At 43.8% G+C, this 14,945-nt stretch carries 17 protein-coding genes and 1 pseudogene; 13 read left to right on the top strand and 5 right to left on the bottom strand.

The genetic code is table 11. The features are described from left to right. Window positions 1-360: 360 nt before the first annotated feature. Window positions 361-1,578 (bottom strand): hypothetical protein, encoded by a 1,218-nt coding sequence (locus tag G4D54_19345; GenBank protein ID QJA04427.1) that lies wholly within the window; start codon window positions 1,576-1,578, stop codon window positions 361-363. A 133-nt stretch (window positions 1,579-1,711) separates the two neighbouring features. Continuing rightward, entirely contained in the window at window positions 1,712-2,314 is a 603-nt protein-coding gene (locus tag G4D54_19340) for a hypothetical protein (protein ID QJA04426.1), read from the bottom strand. Window positions 2,315-2,510: 196 nt separating this feature from the next. Between G4D54_19340 and G4D54_19335 the strand changes: the two genes are divergently transcribed. The 13 genes and pseudogenes from G4D54_19335 (at window position 2,511) to G4D54_19275 (ending at window position 13,299) form a co-directional block, all read left to right on the top strand. After that, a complete protein-coding gene (locus G4D54_19335; protein ID QJA05242.1) occupies window positions 2,511-3,962 on the top strand; it encodes an alanine:cation symporter family protein in 1,452 nt (483 codons plus the stop codon). 398 nt (window positions 3,963-4,360) lie between these two features. Next, window positions 4,361-5,407 (top strand): cobalamin biosynthesis protein CobW, encoded by a 1,047-nt coding sequence (locus tag G4D54_19330; protein ID QJA04425.1) that lies wholly within the window; start codon window positions 4,361-4,363, stop codon window positions 5,405-5,407. 9 nt (window positions 5,408-5,416) lie between these two features. Then, window positions 5,417-6,361, top strand: a complete 945-nt coding sequence (locus G4D54_19325) for a hypothetical protein (protein ID QJA04424.1) — start codon at window positions 5,417-5,419, stop codon at window positions 6,359-6,361. Window positions 6,362-6,556: 195 nt separating this feature from the next. Beyond that, on the top strand, window positions 6,557-6,925 hold the full coding sequence (locus G4D54_19320) for a diguanylate cyclase (GenBank protein ID QJA04423.1): 369 nt from the start codon (window positions 6,557-6,559) through the stop codon (window positions 6,923-6,925). A gap of 42 nt (window positions 6,926-6,967) precedes the next feature. After that, entirely contained in the window at window positions 6,968-7,768 is an 801-nt protein-coding gene (locus G4D54_19315) for a histidinol-phosphatase (protein ID QJA04422.1), read from the top strand. Next, window positions 7,765-8,433, top strand: a complete 669-nt coding sequence (locus G4D54_19310; GenBank protein ID QJA04421.1) for a response regulator transcription factor — start codon at window positions 7,765-7,767, stop codon at window positions 8,431-8,433. Before G4D54_19315 ends, G4D54_19310 begins: the two co-directional genes overlap by 4 nt. A gap of 91 nt (window positions 8,434-8,524) precedes the next feature. Then, a complete protein-coding gene (locus G4D54_19305; GenBank protein QJA04420.1) occupies window positions 8,525-9,442 on the top strand; it encodes an ATP-binding cassette domain-containing protein in 918 nt (305 codons plus the stop codon). Further along, window positions 9,432-10,184 (top strand): ABC transporter permease, encoded by a 753-nt coding sequence (locus G4D54_19300; GenBank protein QJA04419.1) that lies wholly within the window; start codon window positions 9,432-9,434, stop codon window positions 10,182-10,184. Before G4D54_19305 ends, G4D54_19300 begins: the two co-directional genes overlap by 11 nt. 17 nt (window positions 10,185-10,201) lie before the next feature. Further along, window positions 10,202-11,092: a HAMP domain-containing histidine kinase gene (locus G4D54_19295; GenBank protein QJA04418.1), complete on the top strand. Its 891-nt coding sequence runs from the start codon at window positions 10,202-10,204 to the stop codon at window positions 11,090-11,092. A gap of 194 nt (window positions 11,093-11,286) precedes the next feature. Then, window positions 11,287-11,835 carry a CPBP family intramembrane metalloprotease gene (locus tag G4D54_19290; protein ID QJA04417.1) on the top strand — a complete coding sequence of 183 codons (549 nt, stop codon included), beginning with the start codon at window positions 11,287-11,289 and terminating at the stop codon, window positions 11,833-11,835. A gap of 132 nt (window positions 11,836-11,967) precedes the next feature. Further along, a pseudogene (locus G4D54_19285) lies at window positions 11,968-12,439 on the top strand (AAA family ATPase). Between the two features lie 198 nt (window positions 12,440-12,637). Beyond that, window positions 12,638-13,009 carry a hypothetical protein gene (locus G4D54_19280; GenBank protein ID QJA04416.1) on the top strand — a complete coding sequence of 124 codons (372 nt, stop codon included), beginning with the start codon at window positions 12,638-12,640 and terminating at the stop codon, window positions 13,007-13,009. Window positions 13,010-13,014: 5 nt separating this feature from the next. Beyond that, complete coding sequence (locus G4D54_19275; GenBank protein ID QJA04415.1) at window positions 13,015-13,299, top strand: hypothetical protein; 285 nt, start codon at window positions 13,015-13,017, stop codon at window positions 13,297-13,299. A gap of 138 nt (window positions 13,300-13,437) precedes the next feature. Here G4D54_19275 and G4D54_19270 read toward each other — a convergent pair whose 3' ends face one another. From G4D54_19270 to G4D54_19260, 3 genes are read right to left on the bottom strand one after another with little or no spacing between them, the layout of a single operon-like run. Continuing rightward, on the bottom strand, window positions 13,438-13,863 hold the full coding sequence (locus tag G4D54_19270) for a hypothetical protein (protein QJA04414.1): 426 nt from the start codon (window positions 13,861-13,863) through the stop codon (window positions 13,438-13,440). Beyond that, the gene (locus tag G4D54_19265; GenBank protein QJA04413.1) at window positions 13,863-14,276 is read right to left on the bottom strand and encodes a DUF2871 domain-containing protein; all 414 of its coding nucleotides are present in this window, start codon (window positions 14,274-14,276) and stop codon (window positions 13,863-13,865) included. The genes G4D54_19270 and G4D54_19265 overlap by 1 nt, the downstream gene beginning before the upstream one ends. Further along, the gene (locus G4D54_19260) at window positions 14,273-14,941 is read right to left on the bottom strand and encodes a hypothetical protein (GenBank protein ID QJA04412.1); all 669 of its coding nucleotides are present in this window, start codon (window positions 14,939-14,941) and stop codon (window positions 14,273-14,275) included. Before G4D54_19260 ends, G4D54_19265 begins: the two co-directional genes overlap by 4 nt. Window positions 14,942-14,945 lie beyond the last annotated feature (4 nt).

Below are 14,945 nucleotides of genomic sequence, written 5' to 3'. Positions count from 1 at the left end.
TGAAAGGAAGCATAGCGGATGTAGTCTGCCTGTTTTTATATGGAAGCAAAGAATCCTGCAATGCCTATGCACAGCTGAGGACATTTTTCAATTTGTTCATGAGAATAGGGATGCCGCAAAGTCGAAGACATATGGCAGCCAGTGAAAAAAACAGCATCTGTCAAAACAGCGCTGTTTGCTTTTACGTGTTATGTTTTTACCAGAATCTGTATGGTCTCTATGCAGGATTTTTTGTATGCATTCTAAGGTAATCTCCCTGTATATTGGCGAAAGTGCACAAATTCCGTACGAATTCATTCTGATATGTGCCAATGCGAATTCCTCCCTCTAGATCCTATGGTCAATTCTCAAGGAAGCAAGTCAGCTGGTTGCTGTGCTGGTATCATCCTCTGTGTTTGAGGCAGTATCTGAACCTGTCACCTCCTTTTTAAGCCCTTGTATGCCAGATTGATTTTTTATCGGCAGGAATCGGTCATACCAGGGAATGGCATCCTTATCGAACAAAGACAGGATACACTGATACATGGTCACCATATATAAGACAGCCAGAATGAGTACAGCTCCTCCGTACATCCAGTACGCTGCAGCGCTTTGCGTTAGAAAGGCCAGCACACAATGAAAAATATAAAACGGTGCAGGCAGGATGAGACCGTAAAGAATCATAAAATGAAGCAGATACTGATACCAGTGCGGTGGGTGCCCATCCAGGGTCACAAGCTTGATTTTCACAGCTGCCTTACCCAGCGTTCTGCCATGCATAAGTATCGGAAGAATGAACAGATACAGAAATACGACTGCCAGATATAAAAGACAGATGCGTATGGCAGGGCTTGTCAGCAGGAATTCATCACGTAATAACAGAATCAGTGCAGTGATGATGGCTGTTGTCAACAGGATGATGAGGTTATCAAAGAAAAATGCCAGTGCTCTGCGCAGTGGGGATACGCTTCTACCGCGGTCATATGCTTTTTCATCCATACGGCTTCGTGAAACGAGAAAATGAGCAAATACCGGTGTGATTGCATATCCCAGCATGCCGCCCAGTGTATTGGTAATCAGATCGTCAACATCAAACAGACGGTAAGGGCGTGGATAGTAACCGAACAGTGCACTCAGCTGCAGACATTCGAAGGATAAGGTCAGAAGAAAGGTAAACAGCAGAGTCTTTTTCCAGCTGCATTGAAAATAGTAGCGAAGATAAACACCGAAGGGAACGGTAAGCAGAATGTTGAAGATGATCAGATACAGACTCGGCTCATTCAATGCTGTCAGATAGGTGGCGGGATCATTCCAGATTAGGGAGCTGTTCATGGTGAACTCTTTTAAAGAGGCAAATGGAATCAGCTGCATAATCGGCTTTGTATAACCGGCCACCTCCTCTATCGGCGGAAGGGGAAGCACAACAAGAAAATATGCACATAGCAAATAAAATATAAAGGAATACACAATCAGAACACGAATCGGCAGTATTGATCCGTATTTCCTATATTGGATAATGATATAAGGCAGCGTGATAATCGCTGCAAGAAATGGAAACAGCAGCAGTGCTGACTGCAGGGGAATCAGATATACAGACATGAGAACATACCTCCTGTTCTATTATAGCACGATGAAAGAATAAATAAGAAAAGGTGACAGAAGTGATAGTTTATCAAATGGTAAAAAAGCGATGCTTTCATCGCTTTTCTGGACACCATATACTGAATGACTTCTAAATGTAATACATATAATCACCTGTATCGACGGGTGCTTCCTTTTGGGGCTGCGTCTTTTCGATAGGACTGTGCACAGCCTTCCGCTCATCAATCTGCTTTTCATAATCCTTCCAGCTTTTGAAATACTTGCCTTTTGGCGGCTTGCCAGATTTATGAAGGACAGTGCTTTGTTTGAATTCATCGCTGTCTTCGATATCCCTGCCAAGCTTGTTTGCCATTGTCATTCTCGGCTCACAGCCATCCTGAAACAACACGGCAGTGAGAAGCTGATAACTGAACTGCACCTGATCTTCACAATAATAGCTGATTTCGGTGAGTAGATTTTCCAGAAATTCTATTAAGAGCTTCTTTGTCAGATTATCCTTGAAAATGATAAAGGTTTCCTTATGGAGGGAGAATATTCTTGTGGCCTGACAGGTCGTAAAGTTGCCTTCAATCTGTTCGTAGAGCTTTTCTCTGGTATCCTGCAGCCAGATACCGCGCTGTTCATCCTGTGAAAGAAAGCCCCGGTCCTCATAGCTGACATGAAGCACCTGTACTTTTTTACAATGCTTATATAAATTAGGTAAAAACCTGGTTCGCAATACCGGATATTTCATGTGTGTCTCCTTTTTTACAATGTTATTTTATATGTATAAGTATAACACGATGGAAAAGGTTTTGCGACATACAATCATATATCACTAAAATTCTAGGATTTCAATTTTTATATAAGTATGGTATACTTGTACGGGTATTTCCATTCTAAACACGCCGATAACGTGTTTTTATTTGGGCTTTTCAGCGAATGAGGCGATGGATGCGGGGTACGATAAGAAGAAAGGAAGTGAATGCGTGAATTTCATTCAGGAACTATTAGGAAATCTAAACACATTTTTATACAGTAATATATTGATCATTCTGCTGGTCGCAGCAGGACTGTATTTCAGTATACGGACAGGCTTTGTACAGTTTCGCATGCTGGGGGAGGCACTTCGTCTGCTTGGGGAGAAGGCACATCACCATGACGGTGTATCCTCTTTTCAGGCACTTATGATATCAACGGCCTCCCGTGTAGGAACCGGTAATATCGCCGGTGTCGCAACCGCTCTAGCTGCAGGAGGAGCAGGCTCTATCTTCTGGATGTGGGTGATTGCACTCATTGGAGGTGCCAGTGCCTTTGTGGAATCCACGCTGGCACAGATCTACAAGGAGCGTGATGGTGATCAGTTTCGCGGAGGTCCTGCATATTATATAGAGAAGGCATTGCATAAGAGATGGCTCGGTATTCTGTTTGCGGTATTGCTGATTGCCTGCTTCATCTTCGGTTTTAACGGATTGCAGGCATATAATGTAAGCAGTGCTCTGGAGTATTATGTAACGGATACACAGACTGCCTCTATGCTGGTAGGTCTTGTTCTTGCGGGTGCTACCGCAGCGGTCATCTTCGGAGGTGTTCATCGCATCGGTATCATCAGCTCTACGATTGTTCCCATCATGGCAGTGTTGTATATTCTGCTGGGACTTTACATAACGATAGCCAATATCAGCGGACTGCCGGCAATATTTGCACAGATATTTCAGGAAGCCTTTGATCTGCAGGCTATCTTCGGAGGCTTTGCAGGCTCCTGTGTTATGTATGGCATCAAGCGCGGACTGTTTTCCAATGAAGCGGGTATGGGGTCTGCACCAAATGCCGGAGCAACAGCAGATGTGTCCCATCCGGTTAAACAGGGGCTTGTACAGACAATATCCGTTTTTATAGATACGATCCTCATCTGCTCGACAACAGCGTTCATGCTGCTGAATTTCGGTATTCGGGACGGACTGACGGGAATGCCGTATGTGCAGACAGCGGTTTCCGCAGAGGTAGGAACCTGGGGTATTCATTTCATAACGATTTCCATTATCCTGTTTGCCTTTTCCTCCCTGATTGGCAATTACTGCTATGCGGAAAGCAATTTGAAATTTATCATCAACGATAAGAAGGCACTTCTTGTATTCCGATTGCTTACGGTTGCCGTAATCTTTTTCGGGGCACAGGCGGATTTTTCCACCATATGGGATTTGGCCGATGTTTTGATGGGCTTTATGGCGATAGAAAACATCCTGGTGATTCTTCTGCTGGGCAATGTTGCTTTCCTTGCTTTGAAGGATTACACGAAGCAGAAAAAGCAGGGGAAGGACCCGTTGTTTGAACCGCAAAAGCTGGGAATCCGGCATGCGGAATGCTGGGAGGGCATCGACGAGGAATATAAAGAATCCTGAGGGTATTTATAGCTGGAGGTTCCTTACATAAGAAAATCATGGAAACACCCTGCTTCTGCGTATGCAAATGCAGGGGTTTTAATATATAGGAAAGGTCGTGATGCTAATTCTATAAGATGCTGCTTCAAATAATAGGATAGTAAAAATGACAGAGCCATCATTAAATATTTTGACTGGGAACGCGGATGCCTTTTGTACCGATAAGAATCAGCTGATAAAGAGTATAGTTCCAATTGTCATGGAATATGGTCTTTATGATAAGGAAGGGCAAAGATGGAGTTAGCATTTCCTTTCAGCATTACGAGGAGGATGGTTTTGTATTTGAAAGTTTCGCATCCTGGTGTTATACTAACAGACGTTGGGAATACTGCAAAGGAACAGGAAAGAAGGTTATTGGAATGACGAAAATCGATATTATCTCCGGCTTTCTGGGAGCTGGAAAAACAACGCTGATCAAGAAGCTGATCAAGGATGTATTACATAAGGAAAAGATTGTTCTGATTGAAAATGAATTTGGTGAAATCGGTATTGACGGTGGTTTTCTGGAGGATGCAGGAATAGAAATCCGGGAAATGAATTCCGGTTGTATCTGCTGTTCTCTGGTTGGTGATTTTTCCGAGGCATTGAAGAAGGTGCTTGCGGAATATCATCCGGAAAGGATCATCATAGAGCCTAGCGGTGTCGGCAAGCTGTCGGATGTAATAAAAGCGGTACAGGGAGTGGCGGAAGAAGCCGAAATTTGTATGAACAGCTTTACGACGGTTGCGGATGCACAGAAATGTCGCATGTATATGAAAAACTTCGGTGAGTTTTTCAACAATCAAATTGAATATGCCAATACGATTATTTTAAGCCGTACGCAGAATCTGAGTGAGGAAAAGCTGCAAAGTGTAACCCATGATATAAGAGGGCATAATGCACATGCGACCATGATAACGACACCATGGAATGAGCTGAACGGAGAACAGATTCTGGAGGCAATGGAGCAAAAGAAATCACTGGAAAAGGAGTTGCTGGAGGAAGCGGACATCTGTCCGACATGCCATCAGCACCATGACCACCATCATGAGCATGGTGAGGAATGCAGTCACGACCATGGCCATCATCACGAGCATGGGGAAAGCTGCAGTTGTGGGCATCATCATGATCATCACCATCATCATGCGGATGAGGTGTTTACCAGCTGGGGAATGGAAACCGTACGCACCTATGGGGAAGAGGAGCTTCGCCAAATTCTGGAGAAACTCTCCAATAGTGAGGAATACGGTATCGTCCTGCGTGCTAAGGGAATGCTGAAAACTGAAAGTAAGGAATGGCTGTATTTTGATCTGGTTCCGGAAGAATATGAAATTCGAAAAGGGCAGCCAACCTATACCGGAAGATTTTGTGTCATCGGCTCCAAGCTTGAAGAAGATAAGCTGAAAGAGCTGTTTCATGCGGAATAGGAGAAGGCTATGACAGTACCTGTATATCTGTTTACCGGATTTCTGGAAAGCGGTAAAACAACACTGATTAAGGAAACACTGCTTGATACAGGATTCAATACTGGAGAGCGCACACTGCTGCTCGCCTGTGAAGAAGGTATGGAAGACTACGATGATGATTTTCTGACAAAAACAAATACCGCACTGGTTACTGTGGATAATGAAGCGGCGATGAGCTATGAGTTTTTAAAGAAATGTGACAGTCTGATTGAACCTGACCGAGTGATGATTGAATTTAACGGAACCTGGAATTTAAATAGCTTTATGGATGTAGAATATCCCTTTGACTGGCTGCTGGTTCAAATTCTTTCTACTGTGGATGCCTCCACGTTTGAAGTTTATCTGAATAATATGCGCTCCCTGATTTACGATCAGCTGCTGCATTCGGAAACGATTATCTTTAATCGTTGTGATGAAACAACGAAAAAGCTGTATCTGAGAAACAATATAAAAGCAATCAATAAGGGTGCGCAGCTGATTTATGAGACAAGAGATGGGCAGATCGTGGAGCTTGGCGATGACGAAATGCCGTTTAATCTACATGCGGATGTAATACGCATAGCGGACGGCGATTACGGTCTGTGGTATATGGACGCTCTCGAGCATCCCCGTAAATATGAGGGAAAAAGCGTAGAGCTGAAAGGAAAGGTCATCGCAACGCATGTGGATGGAATACCGAATGCATTTGTCTTTGGACGCTATGCCATGGTCTGTTGCGCAGATGATACCTCACTAATCGGGCTGCTGTGTCATTATGAGCATGCAAGTAATCTGATACCGAAGGACTGGGTCAGCATTACGGCGCAGATTGCGGTCGAATTTGATGAGGAATATCAGGGAAATGTCCCGGTTCTATATGTAAAACAGCTGACCGAGGTGCTGCCGCTGGATGACGAACTCGTTTACTTTAATTAAGTGGTTATCGGAAATTGTCTTACCTGTGGTCATATAAGCAAAACAGTGTAATGAAAAGGTCGAGGGTATCGTGTTTAAAAAATGATAGGCTTGACCTTTTTTTCTATATCTTTACGGAATAGAAACTGCTTTTACGATACCTTCACGGAAAAGGTATCTGCAGCAAGCTTTGAGTTTAGGCATGAAATATAAAATGTGCTGCGCCCGGGTGATATTGCCGGACGAATCGGTGGGGAGGAGTTCAGCATATATCTGAACGGGATACAGGATGAGGCACAGCTGCAGCATGTTATAGATACCCTGCTCGAGCGTATTCGCACCATCCGCCTGCCACAGCTGCAGAAAACGCTGACCATAAGCATAGACTGCTGTCTTGTTGAACATGCACAGGTCTGCTTTCATGATGTGTATGAACGAAGTGAACAGGCACTTTACAGGGCAAAGGAAAAATGTAGAAATCAGGCTGTTGTTTGTACGGCAGCCTACTTCAAAACTTGCAAGCCGGCTATATGTATTGCATGTAAAAGCATAAAATACAGTCGGTTTTTTGTTATTCCCTCTTAACTTGTGGTATAGTATACCTGTTGAGAAAAGAAGGGAGCAGCTATGCGTAAAACAAATTATCACATGCATACCCGGCGCTGTATGCATGCCTCAGGCAGGGATGAGGAATATGTAATAAGTGCCATAAAAAACGGTTATGAGGAAATTGGATTTTCCGATCATTCCCCATGGAAATATGACAGCGATTTTGTGGCGAATATGCGGATGCCGTTGTCGAAGTTCGATGACTACTATGCCTCCGTTTCATCTTTAAAAGAGAAATATAAGGATCGCATATCCATTAAAATCGGTTTGGAATGCGAATATTTCCCCAAATATATCGATTGGCTGAAGCAGTTTCTGATCGACAAAAAGCTTGACTATATCATTTTCGGAAATCATTATTTTAAGACGGATGAGGAACGCGTGTACTTTGGGACCGCATGTGAGGAGGAGGCATGGCTGATCGCCTATGTGGATGAAGCCATCGCCGGGATGAAGACCAATCTATATTCCTACCTGTGTCATCCGGATCTGTTCATGCGGGGCCGTCGTGTGTTTGATGAAGTCGCAAAGCGCGAATCGATACGTCTGTGTCAGGCTGCAAAGGAATTACATATACCACTGGAATACAATCTGGCAGGTGCTGCCTATAATGACATCATGCATACCATGCAGTATCCGCATATTGATTTCTGGAAGACTGCGGCAGAGGTTGGCAATACGGCGATCATCGGAGTTGATGCCCATGAGCCGGCTGCACTGGAGACAGATACATATCGTGAGGAAGGCATTGCGCTGCTTTCGGGCCTTGGCATGAAGATAACCGACACACTGCCCTTAAAGGACTTTACAAAGCTGTGAGTGAAGAACATATATTGATTGTGGAGGATGACGAAACCATCCACAATATGATCGATGAATATTTGGAAAAGGACTATATCTGTGTGGACGCATATTCCGGAACAGAGGCACGTCTGATTTTGCAGCACACCGAAGTATCGCTTGTACTGCTTGATTTGATGCTGCCGGGAGTCAGTGGAGAACAGCTTCTCAGAGAGCTGAAGCAAAAGCAGCTTCCGGTTATCGTGCTATCCGCAAAGGATGGAATCGACGACCGCGTGGCTCTGCTGAATGAGGGTGCCGATGATTATTTGTGCAAGCCGTTTGATTTAAAGGAGCTGAAGGCCAGAATTCAGGTTCAGCTGCGCAAACGAATGCCGAAGCAGGAGCATGCCATTGCTGTAGACGGTGTTGTTCTTCTGCCGGATTTCTGTCATCTGGAAATTCAGGGGATGAAAATTCGTCTGACAAGACATGAATACAGGATTCTGGAGCTGCTGATGCGGGATGTAAAACGGGCACGTACGAAAAAGGAAATCTATGAATATGCATGGGAAGATGATTATCTGGGAGATGACAAGACCATCAATGTTCACATCAGTAATATCCGAAGCAAGCTGCATGCAGTTTCGAAACAGGAATATATTGAAACGATATGGGGCATCGGATTCAAATGGAAGGACTAAGGTCCTTTTCTTTATTCTTTCTTAACCTTTTCCAGACAGTTTCTGAAACTTCATTTGCTATAATCTTCATGTACAAGGAAGGAATGATAATATGAAGGAATGGATCGTAGAAACGAAGGCCCTGACAAAGAAATTTCATAATTTCACAGCAGTAGATCAGGTATCTTTTCATATGAAAAAAGGATCGATTACCGGTCTGATCGGACCAAACGGTGCAGGAAAGTCCACGCTTATGAAGCTGATGAGCGGTTTGCTGCATGAAACACAGGGGGAATTGAAGCTGTTTGGCAAGCATCCCGGTGAGGATCCGTTTGTATTCCGGCGTGTAGGGACGCTGATAGAACATGCGGGACTGTATCCGGCGTTGAATGCGTATGATAATCTGAAAATGAAGGCACTTATGCTTGGGTGCTGCAGCCATGAGCTGATAACAGAGCTTTTAAAGCTTTGCTCACTCTCGACTACAGGAAAGAAAAAGGCAGGCGATTTCTCAATGGGAATGAAGCAGCGTCTGGGAATTGCGATGGCATTGCTGGGGGATCCCGAGCTGCTGATTCTGGATGAGCCGACAAACGGCCTCGATCCGCAGGGAATCTGCGATATGCGTGATCTGCTGAAGCGTCTGCAGGAGGAACGCGGCATGAGTATCCTGATCAGCTCCCATATGCTGGCGGAGCTGGATAAGGTTGCTACGGATTTCGTTGTGATTCGTTCTGGTAAAATTATTGAGCAGTTCACAAAAGAGGAATTGCTGGACCGCTGCAGGGACTGCTTTCAGCTGCGGGTGGATGATGTGAAAAAGGCAAGTGTTATCCTGGAGGAAACATGCTTTGTTCAAACCTATGAGGTGCTGCCAAAGGGGATTCTGCGTCTGTATGATCATTATGAGGACCCCTCCCATATCGCACGACAGCTGGTACTGCATGATGTGGCACTTTATGGCATGGAGGATCATCATCAGGATTTGGAAGCCTATTTCCTGAAGGAGGGAGAAGAACATGTGGAATAATCTGAAAATGGATTTATATCGTATGGTGCGGCAGAAGTCCTTTTATATTTCGATGACCGTTATGCTGCTGTTGTATTTATGGCTGACAACTGCTGTGGGGTTGCAGAACAATACACCGTTTGCGACCTTTCATCAGGGGAAGGATACACTTGTTGATTTTCTTTATTACTTTCCTAAAAGCTCTTTTTATCAGATAGCGGTACTGATTTTTCTGTCTCTGTTTTTCTGTGAGGAATATGCCAGCGGCTTCGTGAAGAATATCTATCCGATGATGCACCGTAAGGAGCTGCTGTTGCTGGAACGCTTTGTGTTTTCATTTATCACCGCGTTTATATACTGGGCTGTGATCATTGTCATGGTTGTAGTGGAAAATCTGTGGCAGCAGGATTCCTTTGCCTCCTTCTCCATCCTGCAGTTTATATGCTATTCCCTGATGCAGATGCTGATACTGACTGTAATTGCATCCTTTCTGAATCTGCTCATTCATGCGACCGGAAGCAAAGTGCTTGCTATTCTGGTGTCTGTAGGCTATGGCAGTATGACGGTATTTATGCTGCATGCCGGGATTATGTCATTACTGAAGGTGGAGTATACGGATTATATTCTGTATGCGATATCCGGTCAGCTGCCGTATTCCTGGGACGCTGTATTCTACAGCCGGGCTGCTATGGTGGCAATTACCAGTGCAATCCTGTATAATATAGGCAGTTATGTACTGCTGCGGAAAAAAGATTTGAAATAAGGAAGAGAGGGAACAATATGCTGGAAATTATCGTGCTTGTATTGGGATTGCTGTGTCTGTTCCTTTTACTGCTTCTCTTCCTTCAGCATAAAAATGTCCGCTGTATCAGAGAACAGCTGACCTACACCAACCGGGAGCATAGCACCTTCCGGTTTTATTCAGCATCCATGGATCCGCAGATGAAGGCACTATGCGAGGAAATGCAGAAGCTGCGGGAATATTATATGCAGGAAAGTGTGAAGGCGATGCGGATGGACCATAATTTTAAACATCTGATAACCAATATATCACATGATATCCGCACTCCACTGACAAGCATCAGCGGGTATCTGCAAATGCTGGAAACGGCAGAGGGCGAAGAGGAACGGCAGCATTGCTTTCAGGTGATCCGGGCACGTATGACATATCTGCAGGATTTACTGGAGGAGCTGTTTTTGTATACCCGTCTGAGCAGTGCCAGCATTGAGTTTCATCCGGAGCCGATTCGTATCTATGATATGCTGAGTGAAGTACTGCTGCATTATTATAAGGATTTCAAACAGCAGGAGCTGCAGGTTCAACTGGAGGTCGATCCTATGACAATGCTGACAGGTGATCCGGTATATCTGAAGCGAATGCTGCATAATCTGTGTGTCAATGTACTGCGTCACGGCTTTGGGACCTTTGTTATCTCTGCAAAACGAACAGACAACACATGCGAGCTTGTGTTTGAGAATGACCTTGTGGATGATGTAGATGCAAAGGCGATTTTTGAACGCTTTTATACAAAGGACAATGGTGGTAGCGGCAGAGATACAGGTCTTGGGCTTGCTATTGTAAAGGAGCTGTGCGAGGGAATGCAGGGTACCGTGTTTGCGCAAAAGGAAGCGCATCGGCTGGCCATTCATACGATTTTCCCGCTTGCTTGATTATTTTAGAATGATAGCCTGCATTAGGTGAGAACACCAGCAGGAATTACTGTTATGAGGTGAATAATGAAAAACATATGAACGGCGTTTATAATTGGCTGCTTGGAAATAGGGATCCTATATGTTGTTTTGTATATTGCAAAAGTGGCAGGTGTTGATCTGCGTGTTTTATCCATATATCAGTAATTACACAAATGATAGCGGTGATGCTGCTCCCGATTATCTGCTTACTTGTATTTCGAAAGGATACAGGTTCGCTTTTCAGAATCAGACATACGTATCTGTTATTGTTATTATGCATTATGTATTGTGTTTTTTTTGTTGTACATCAGCAATTTAACATGCCTGGCTTCTATCTGTTTATACAGGATTTAATCATCATCGGGTTTTCAGAGGAGTATTTGTATCGGGGTGTGATGTATTCCATAATGAAAAAAGAGAATACAGCTTTGGCAATTGTATTGAGCAGTTTATTCTGGGGAATCACACATGCCGTATATCCAACGGTAGTGGTTGGTGGTGATCTGTCTGTATTTCTGACAGATTGCATATCGAATATAGGATTTGGTTTGTTTATCGGATATGGCTTTATCTATGTATTTGAGGAATCTAAAACGTTATGGATTCCTATCTTACTCCATGCTGTATATGACTATAGTATGGGGTATGGCTGGATTATATTTGTTGGAACTGTTATGTATTTGTATATCGTAAATAAAGTAGGACATACCAGACAAAAGTAGCTGTATGATAAGCACCCTTGTTCATACTCTTCTATCTTAATAAGGCGCAAACATTCCTTAGCTGGCATCATGGCGAAATCTTTTTGTGTAAAACAGGGGACGTGGTATAATAAAAACAAGGAGCTGATGATCATGAAGCGCTTGCCGATAGGAATCGAGGACTTTAAAGAACTGATAGAAAAAGAGTATTACTATGTGGATAAAACAATGTTTATTAAAAATGTTCTGGAGGAAAAGGTGGTCCTATATACAAGACCGCGCCGGTTTGGTTAGACACTGAATATGAGTAGGCGCTGCCCGCCCATGGCGCGATGTACCCTTGCAAAGTGCCTATCTGCATGGCTACTATGATCAAATGGTGGAATTTTTAAGAAATGTTTTCAGTGCTGCATTAAAAACAAACGATGCCCTGGAAAAAGGGGTATTAACAGGCTGTCTGAGGATTGCAAAAGAATCGATTTTTACAGGTCTTAATAATTTTAATGTCTATTCTGTTTTTGACAAACAGTCCAGTTCAGATTTTGGCTTTACACCTGAAGAAGTGATGTGTCTACTGAATGACTATGAGCTTAGAAAGTTTGAACGTACTGTGAAGGAATGGTAGGCGCTGCCCGCCCGTGGCGCGATGGTTATCGATGTGGTAATCAGGATATTTACACTACTAGTGGGCAGAGCCTAATCCCTGGAGTGTATTGATGTATGTAAAAAAATCATTCAGAAGGATGATGAACCTGAATCCTTCTGGGCAAATACGAGTGGTAATGATGTGATGTATCGTTTCATGCAGCAGGGGAATGCGGAAATGAAACAGGATTTTGACATCTTGTCCAGCGGCGGCATGATTAAAAAAATAATCAAACCGGAGCTGACGTATCGGGAACTGGATGATACAGACAATCTATACAGCTTTCTGTTGTTTACCGGTTATCTGAAGGCTATAAGCAAAACGGACACAAACACCTATCAGCTTATGATTCCCAATAAAGAAATACAGTACATCTACACAACCATTTTTGAAGAATGGTTTAAGCAGCAGATCAGAAGCTACCAGGCATCGTTTCTGGAAGCACTTCTGCAGGAGCATGTGGAAGAAGCGAATGAAATTCTGAATACCGTATTATTTCAATCTATGAGCTATTTTGACTATGATGAGTGTATTATCATGGATTTCTAAACGGCATGCTGCAGGGGAAGGGCAGCTATCGCATTGTTTCCAATCAGGAATCGGGATTTGGAAGGTGCGACCTTGCAGTTCTACCGGCGTATAACAAGAACAGAGGACTGCTGTTTGAATTAAAGGTGGCAAAGCGTGAAGAGGATGTGGAAAAGAGTGCAGAGCTGGCAATACAGCAGATAAAAGAAAAGCAGTATATCGAGGGTCTGCACAGAAAGGGCTATACCGACATTCTCGGGTACGGCATCGCCTTCTACAAGAAAACCTGTGTAATAAAAAAGATGGAATAGAAAGCCGTTAAGCATAAAACAACTGGTTGTCCAGAAAAAGAAATTACAAATGAAAAAGAGAATTCAAAGATACCTTACGTAAAATTTGAATTCTCTTCTTTTTTGTAGTGCTGTGCAAAACAGGCTGTATCGTTTTGACTAATTCGCATGCAATCGGAAGGTACTGGTTTTTACATACTGTCGTATGAAGCCGATTCCGGCCGCAAGCAGTGCGCAGCCAAGACCGGTATAGAAGGACTTGATACATACATCCGGCCAAAGATGCGATGCACGCAGGGCAATACCAAAGCTCATCATACAGATCATGATAATATAGGATTTTGCATCAAAGAAGCGCAGGATATGCATACGATCTTCTGTATTGGCAAGAATGCGCTCTGTATGCTTATGAATCAGCTTTTTAAAAATCATATGGTAGAAAATCAGGAAGGTGATAACCGCGGTAGCAGCAGTTGCTATGCTCATATAGCTGGTACTCAGCCATCCGATCCTGACAATATTGAAGCCTGCGGCTGCCCATACAATGCCTGCTGTCAGAAGCAGATATTTCTTCGCTACGTGCATTATTCCTTCACCTTCTCCTTCAGCATCAGGAAGAGGAGAATCATACCGATACCAACCAGAATGTGTCCAATACCTGCAAAGCCGGAAATCATACCGTTTGCCGCAGAAGTCAGTGTGCTGCCATTTACCTGAAGAACACCACGGACCGCCAGCATCAGGGAGGTCAGAAGAACACCGATATTATATACGATGATAAACGCCCTGTACTTCTTTGATTCCTGAATGGCAAACAGCTTGATACAAAAGGTGACAATCAGAAACATAACCATTCCCAGCAGAAACAAATGGGTGTGCACAAAGGATAATGCCGTGCGTCCATCAAAGCCGCTCAGCTTTGTAAATTCTCGATAAAAGACTCCGCCAATCATGGCGAGAATCGCATATAAAAATGCAAGATTGATTGTTTTTTTCATAAATAATTCAGCTCCTTTTTCATCAGTTGATATCCCATCCATACAACCCATACATAGGCGAGTGTCTTGGGAATCATCAGCATTCCAATCATTGGCAGGGTATCAGCCCATAAGACGACCGGAATGTAAAACAGAAAACTCAGTGTGATGGCAAGCCACATGTATTTGAAAACGAAATCCTCCTTCTGCTTTGCCTGCTGATAAAACAGCACGATGATCCAAAGTCCCATCAATGCAAACGGCACATTTCTAAGGATACCCCAGCTAAGCGGTGCATTCGGACTTGTCCATGCATTCTGCGGAAAGAAGCAGAGTGCCATGCGGAGCAAGGCAAGCAGATACATGCCTGTGCGAAGCAGGGGACGGTGTCTGTTATAACGCAGCTCCCATATGCGAAACAGCAGCAGGTAGAAAATGGTCATTGTAATGGATGTGATAAATTTTCCGATTCCCAATGCTGCCGTGTGAGCCGCAAGTCCGTCAGTGCATAATGCATAGGCTCTGGGGATAAGATGAAAGGCGTCTCCCAGCCCGAGGGTTACCGCCATGATGCCAAATAAGAAAAGCATACGGTTTCCTCTTGCCTTTCGTATCATGGTGATTCCCAGTATACATACGGTGCATAAATATAAAATATCAAAAGCAGTTTCCATAACAGCCTGCATGTGT

The organism is [Clostridium] innocuum (genome assembly GCA_012317185.1).
In the GTDB taxonomy this organism is placed as follows: domain Bacteria; phylum Bacillota_I; class Bacilli_A; order Erysipelotrichales; family Erysipelotrichaceae; genus Clostridium_AQ; species Clostridium_AQ innocuum.
The sequence above is the reverse complement of the archived record's forward strand: the minus strand, read 5'-3'. Positions and strand labels throughout refer to the sequence as shown.

Excerpts from the sequence above, each read along its gene's own strand:
- G4D54_19295 (QJA04418.1), top strand. The coding sequence starts at position 10,202 with ATGCTGGAAATTATCGTGCTTGTATTGGGATTGCTGTGTCTGTTCCTT.
- G4D54_19265 (QJA04413.1), bottom strand. The coding sequence starts at position 14,276 with ATGAAAAAAACAATCAATCTTGCATTTTTATATGCGATTCTCGCCATG.
- G4D54_19290 (QJA04417.1), top strand. The coding sequence starts at position 11,287 with ATGATAGCGGTGATGCTGCTCCCGATTATCTGCTTACTTGTATTTCGA.
- G4D54_19335 (QJA05242.1), top strand. The coding sequence starts at position 2,511 with ATGGATGCGGGGTACGATAAGAAGAAAGGAAGTGAATGCGTGAATTTC.
- G4D54_19260 (QJA04412.1), bottom strand. The coding sequence starts at position 14,941 with ATGCAGGCTGTTATGGAAACTGCTTTTGATATTTTATATTTATGCACC.
- G4D54_19280 (QJA04416.1), top strand. The coding sequence starts at position 12,638 with ATGAAACAGGATTTTGACATCTTGTCCAGCGGCGGCATGATTAAAAAA.
- G4D54_19300 (QJA04419.1), top strand. The coding sequence starts at position 9,432 with ATGTGGAATAATCTGAAAATGGATTTATATCGTATGGTGCGGCAGAAG.
- G4D54_19270 (QJA04414.1), bottom strand. The coding sequence starts at position 13,863 with ATGCACGTAGCGAAGAAATATCTGCTTCTGACAGCAGGCATTGTATGG.
- G4D54_19315 (QJA04422.1), top strand. The coding sequence starts at position 6,968 with ATGCGTAAAACAAATTATCACATGCATACCCGGCGCTGTATGCATGCC.
- G4D54_19330 (QJA04425.1), top strand. The coding sequence starts at position 4,361 with ATGACGAAAATCGATATTATCTCCGGCTTTCTGGGAGCTGGAAAAACA.
- G4D54_19305 (QJA04420.1), top strand. The coding sequence starts at position 8,525 with ATGAAGGAATGGATCGTAGAAACGAAGGCCCTGACAAAGAAATTTCAT.
- G4D54_19275 (QJA04415.1), top strand. The coding sequence starts at position 13,015 with ATGCTGCAGGGGAAGGGCAGCTATCGCATTGTTTCCAATCAGGAATCG.
- G4D54_19325 (QJA04424.1), top strand. The coding sequence starts at position 5,417 with ATGACAGTACCTGTATATCTGTTTACCGGATTTCTGGAAAGCGGTAAA.
- G4D54_19340 (QJA04426.1), bottom strand. The coding sequence starts at position 2,314 with ATGAAATATCCGGTATTGCGAACCAGGTTTTTACCTAATTTATATAAG.
- G4D54_19345 (QJA04427.1), bottom strand. The coding sequence starts at position 1,578 with ATGTCTGTATATCTGATTCCCCTGCAGTCAGCACTGCTGCTGTTTCCA.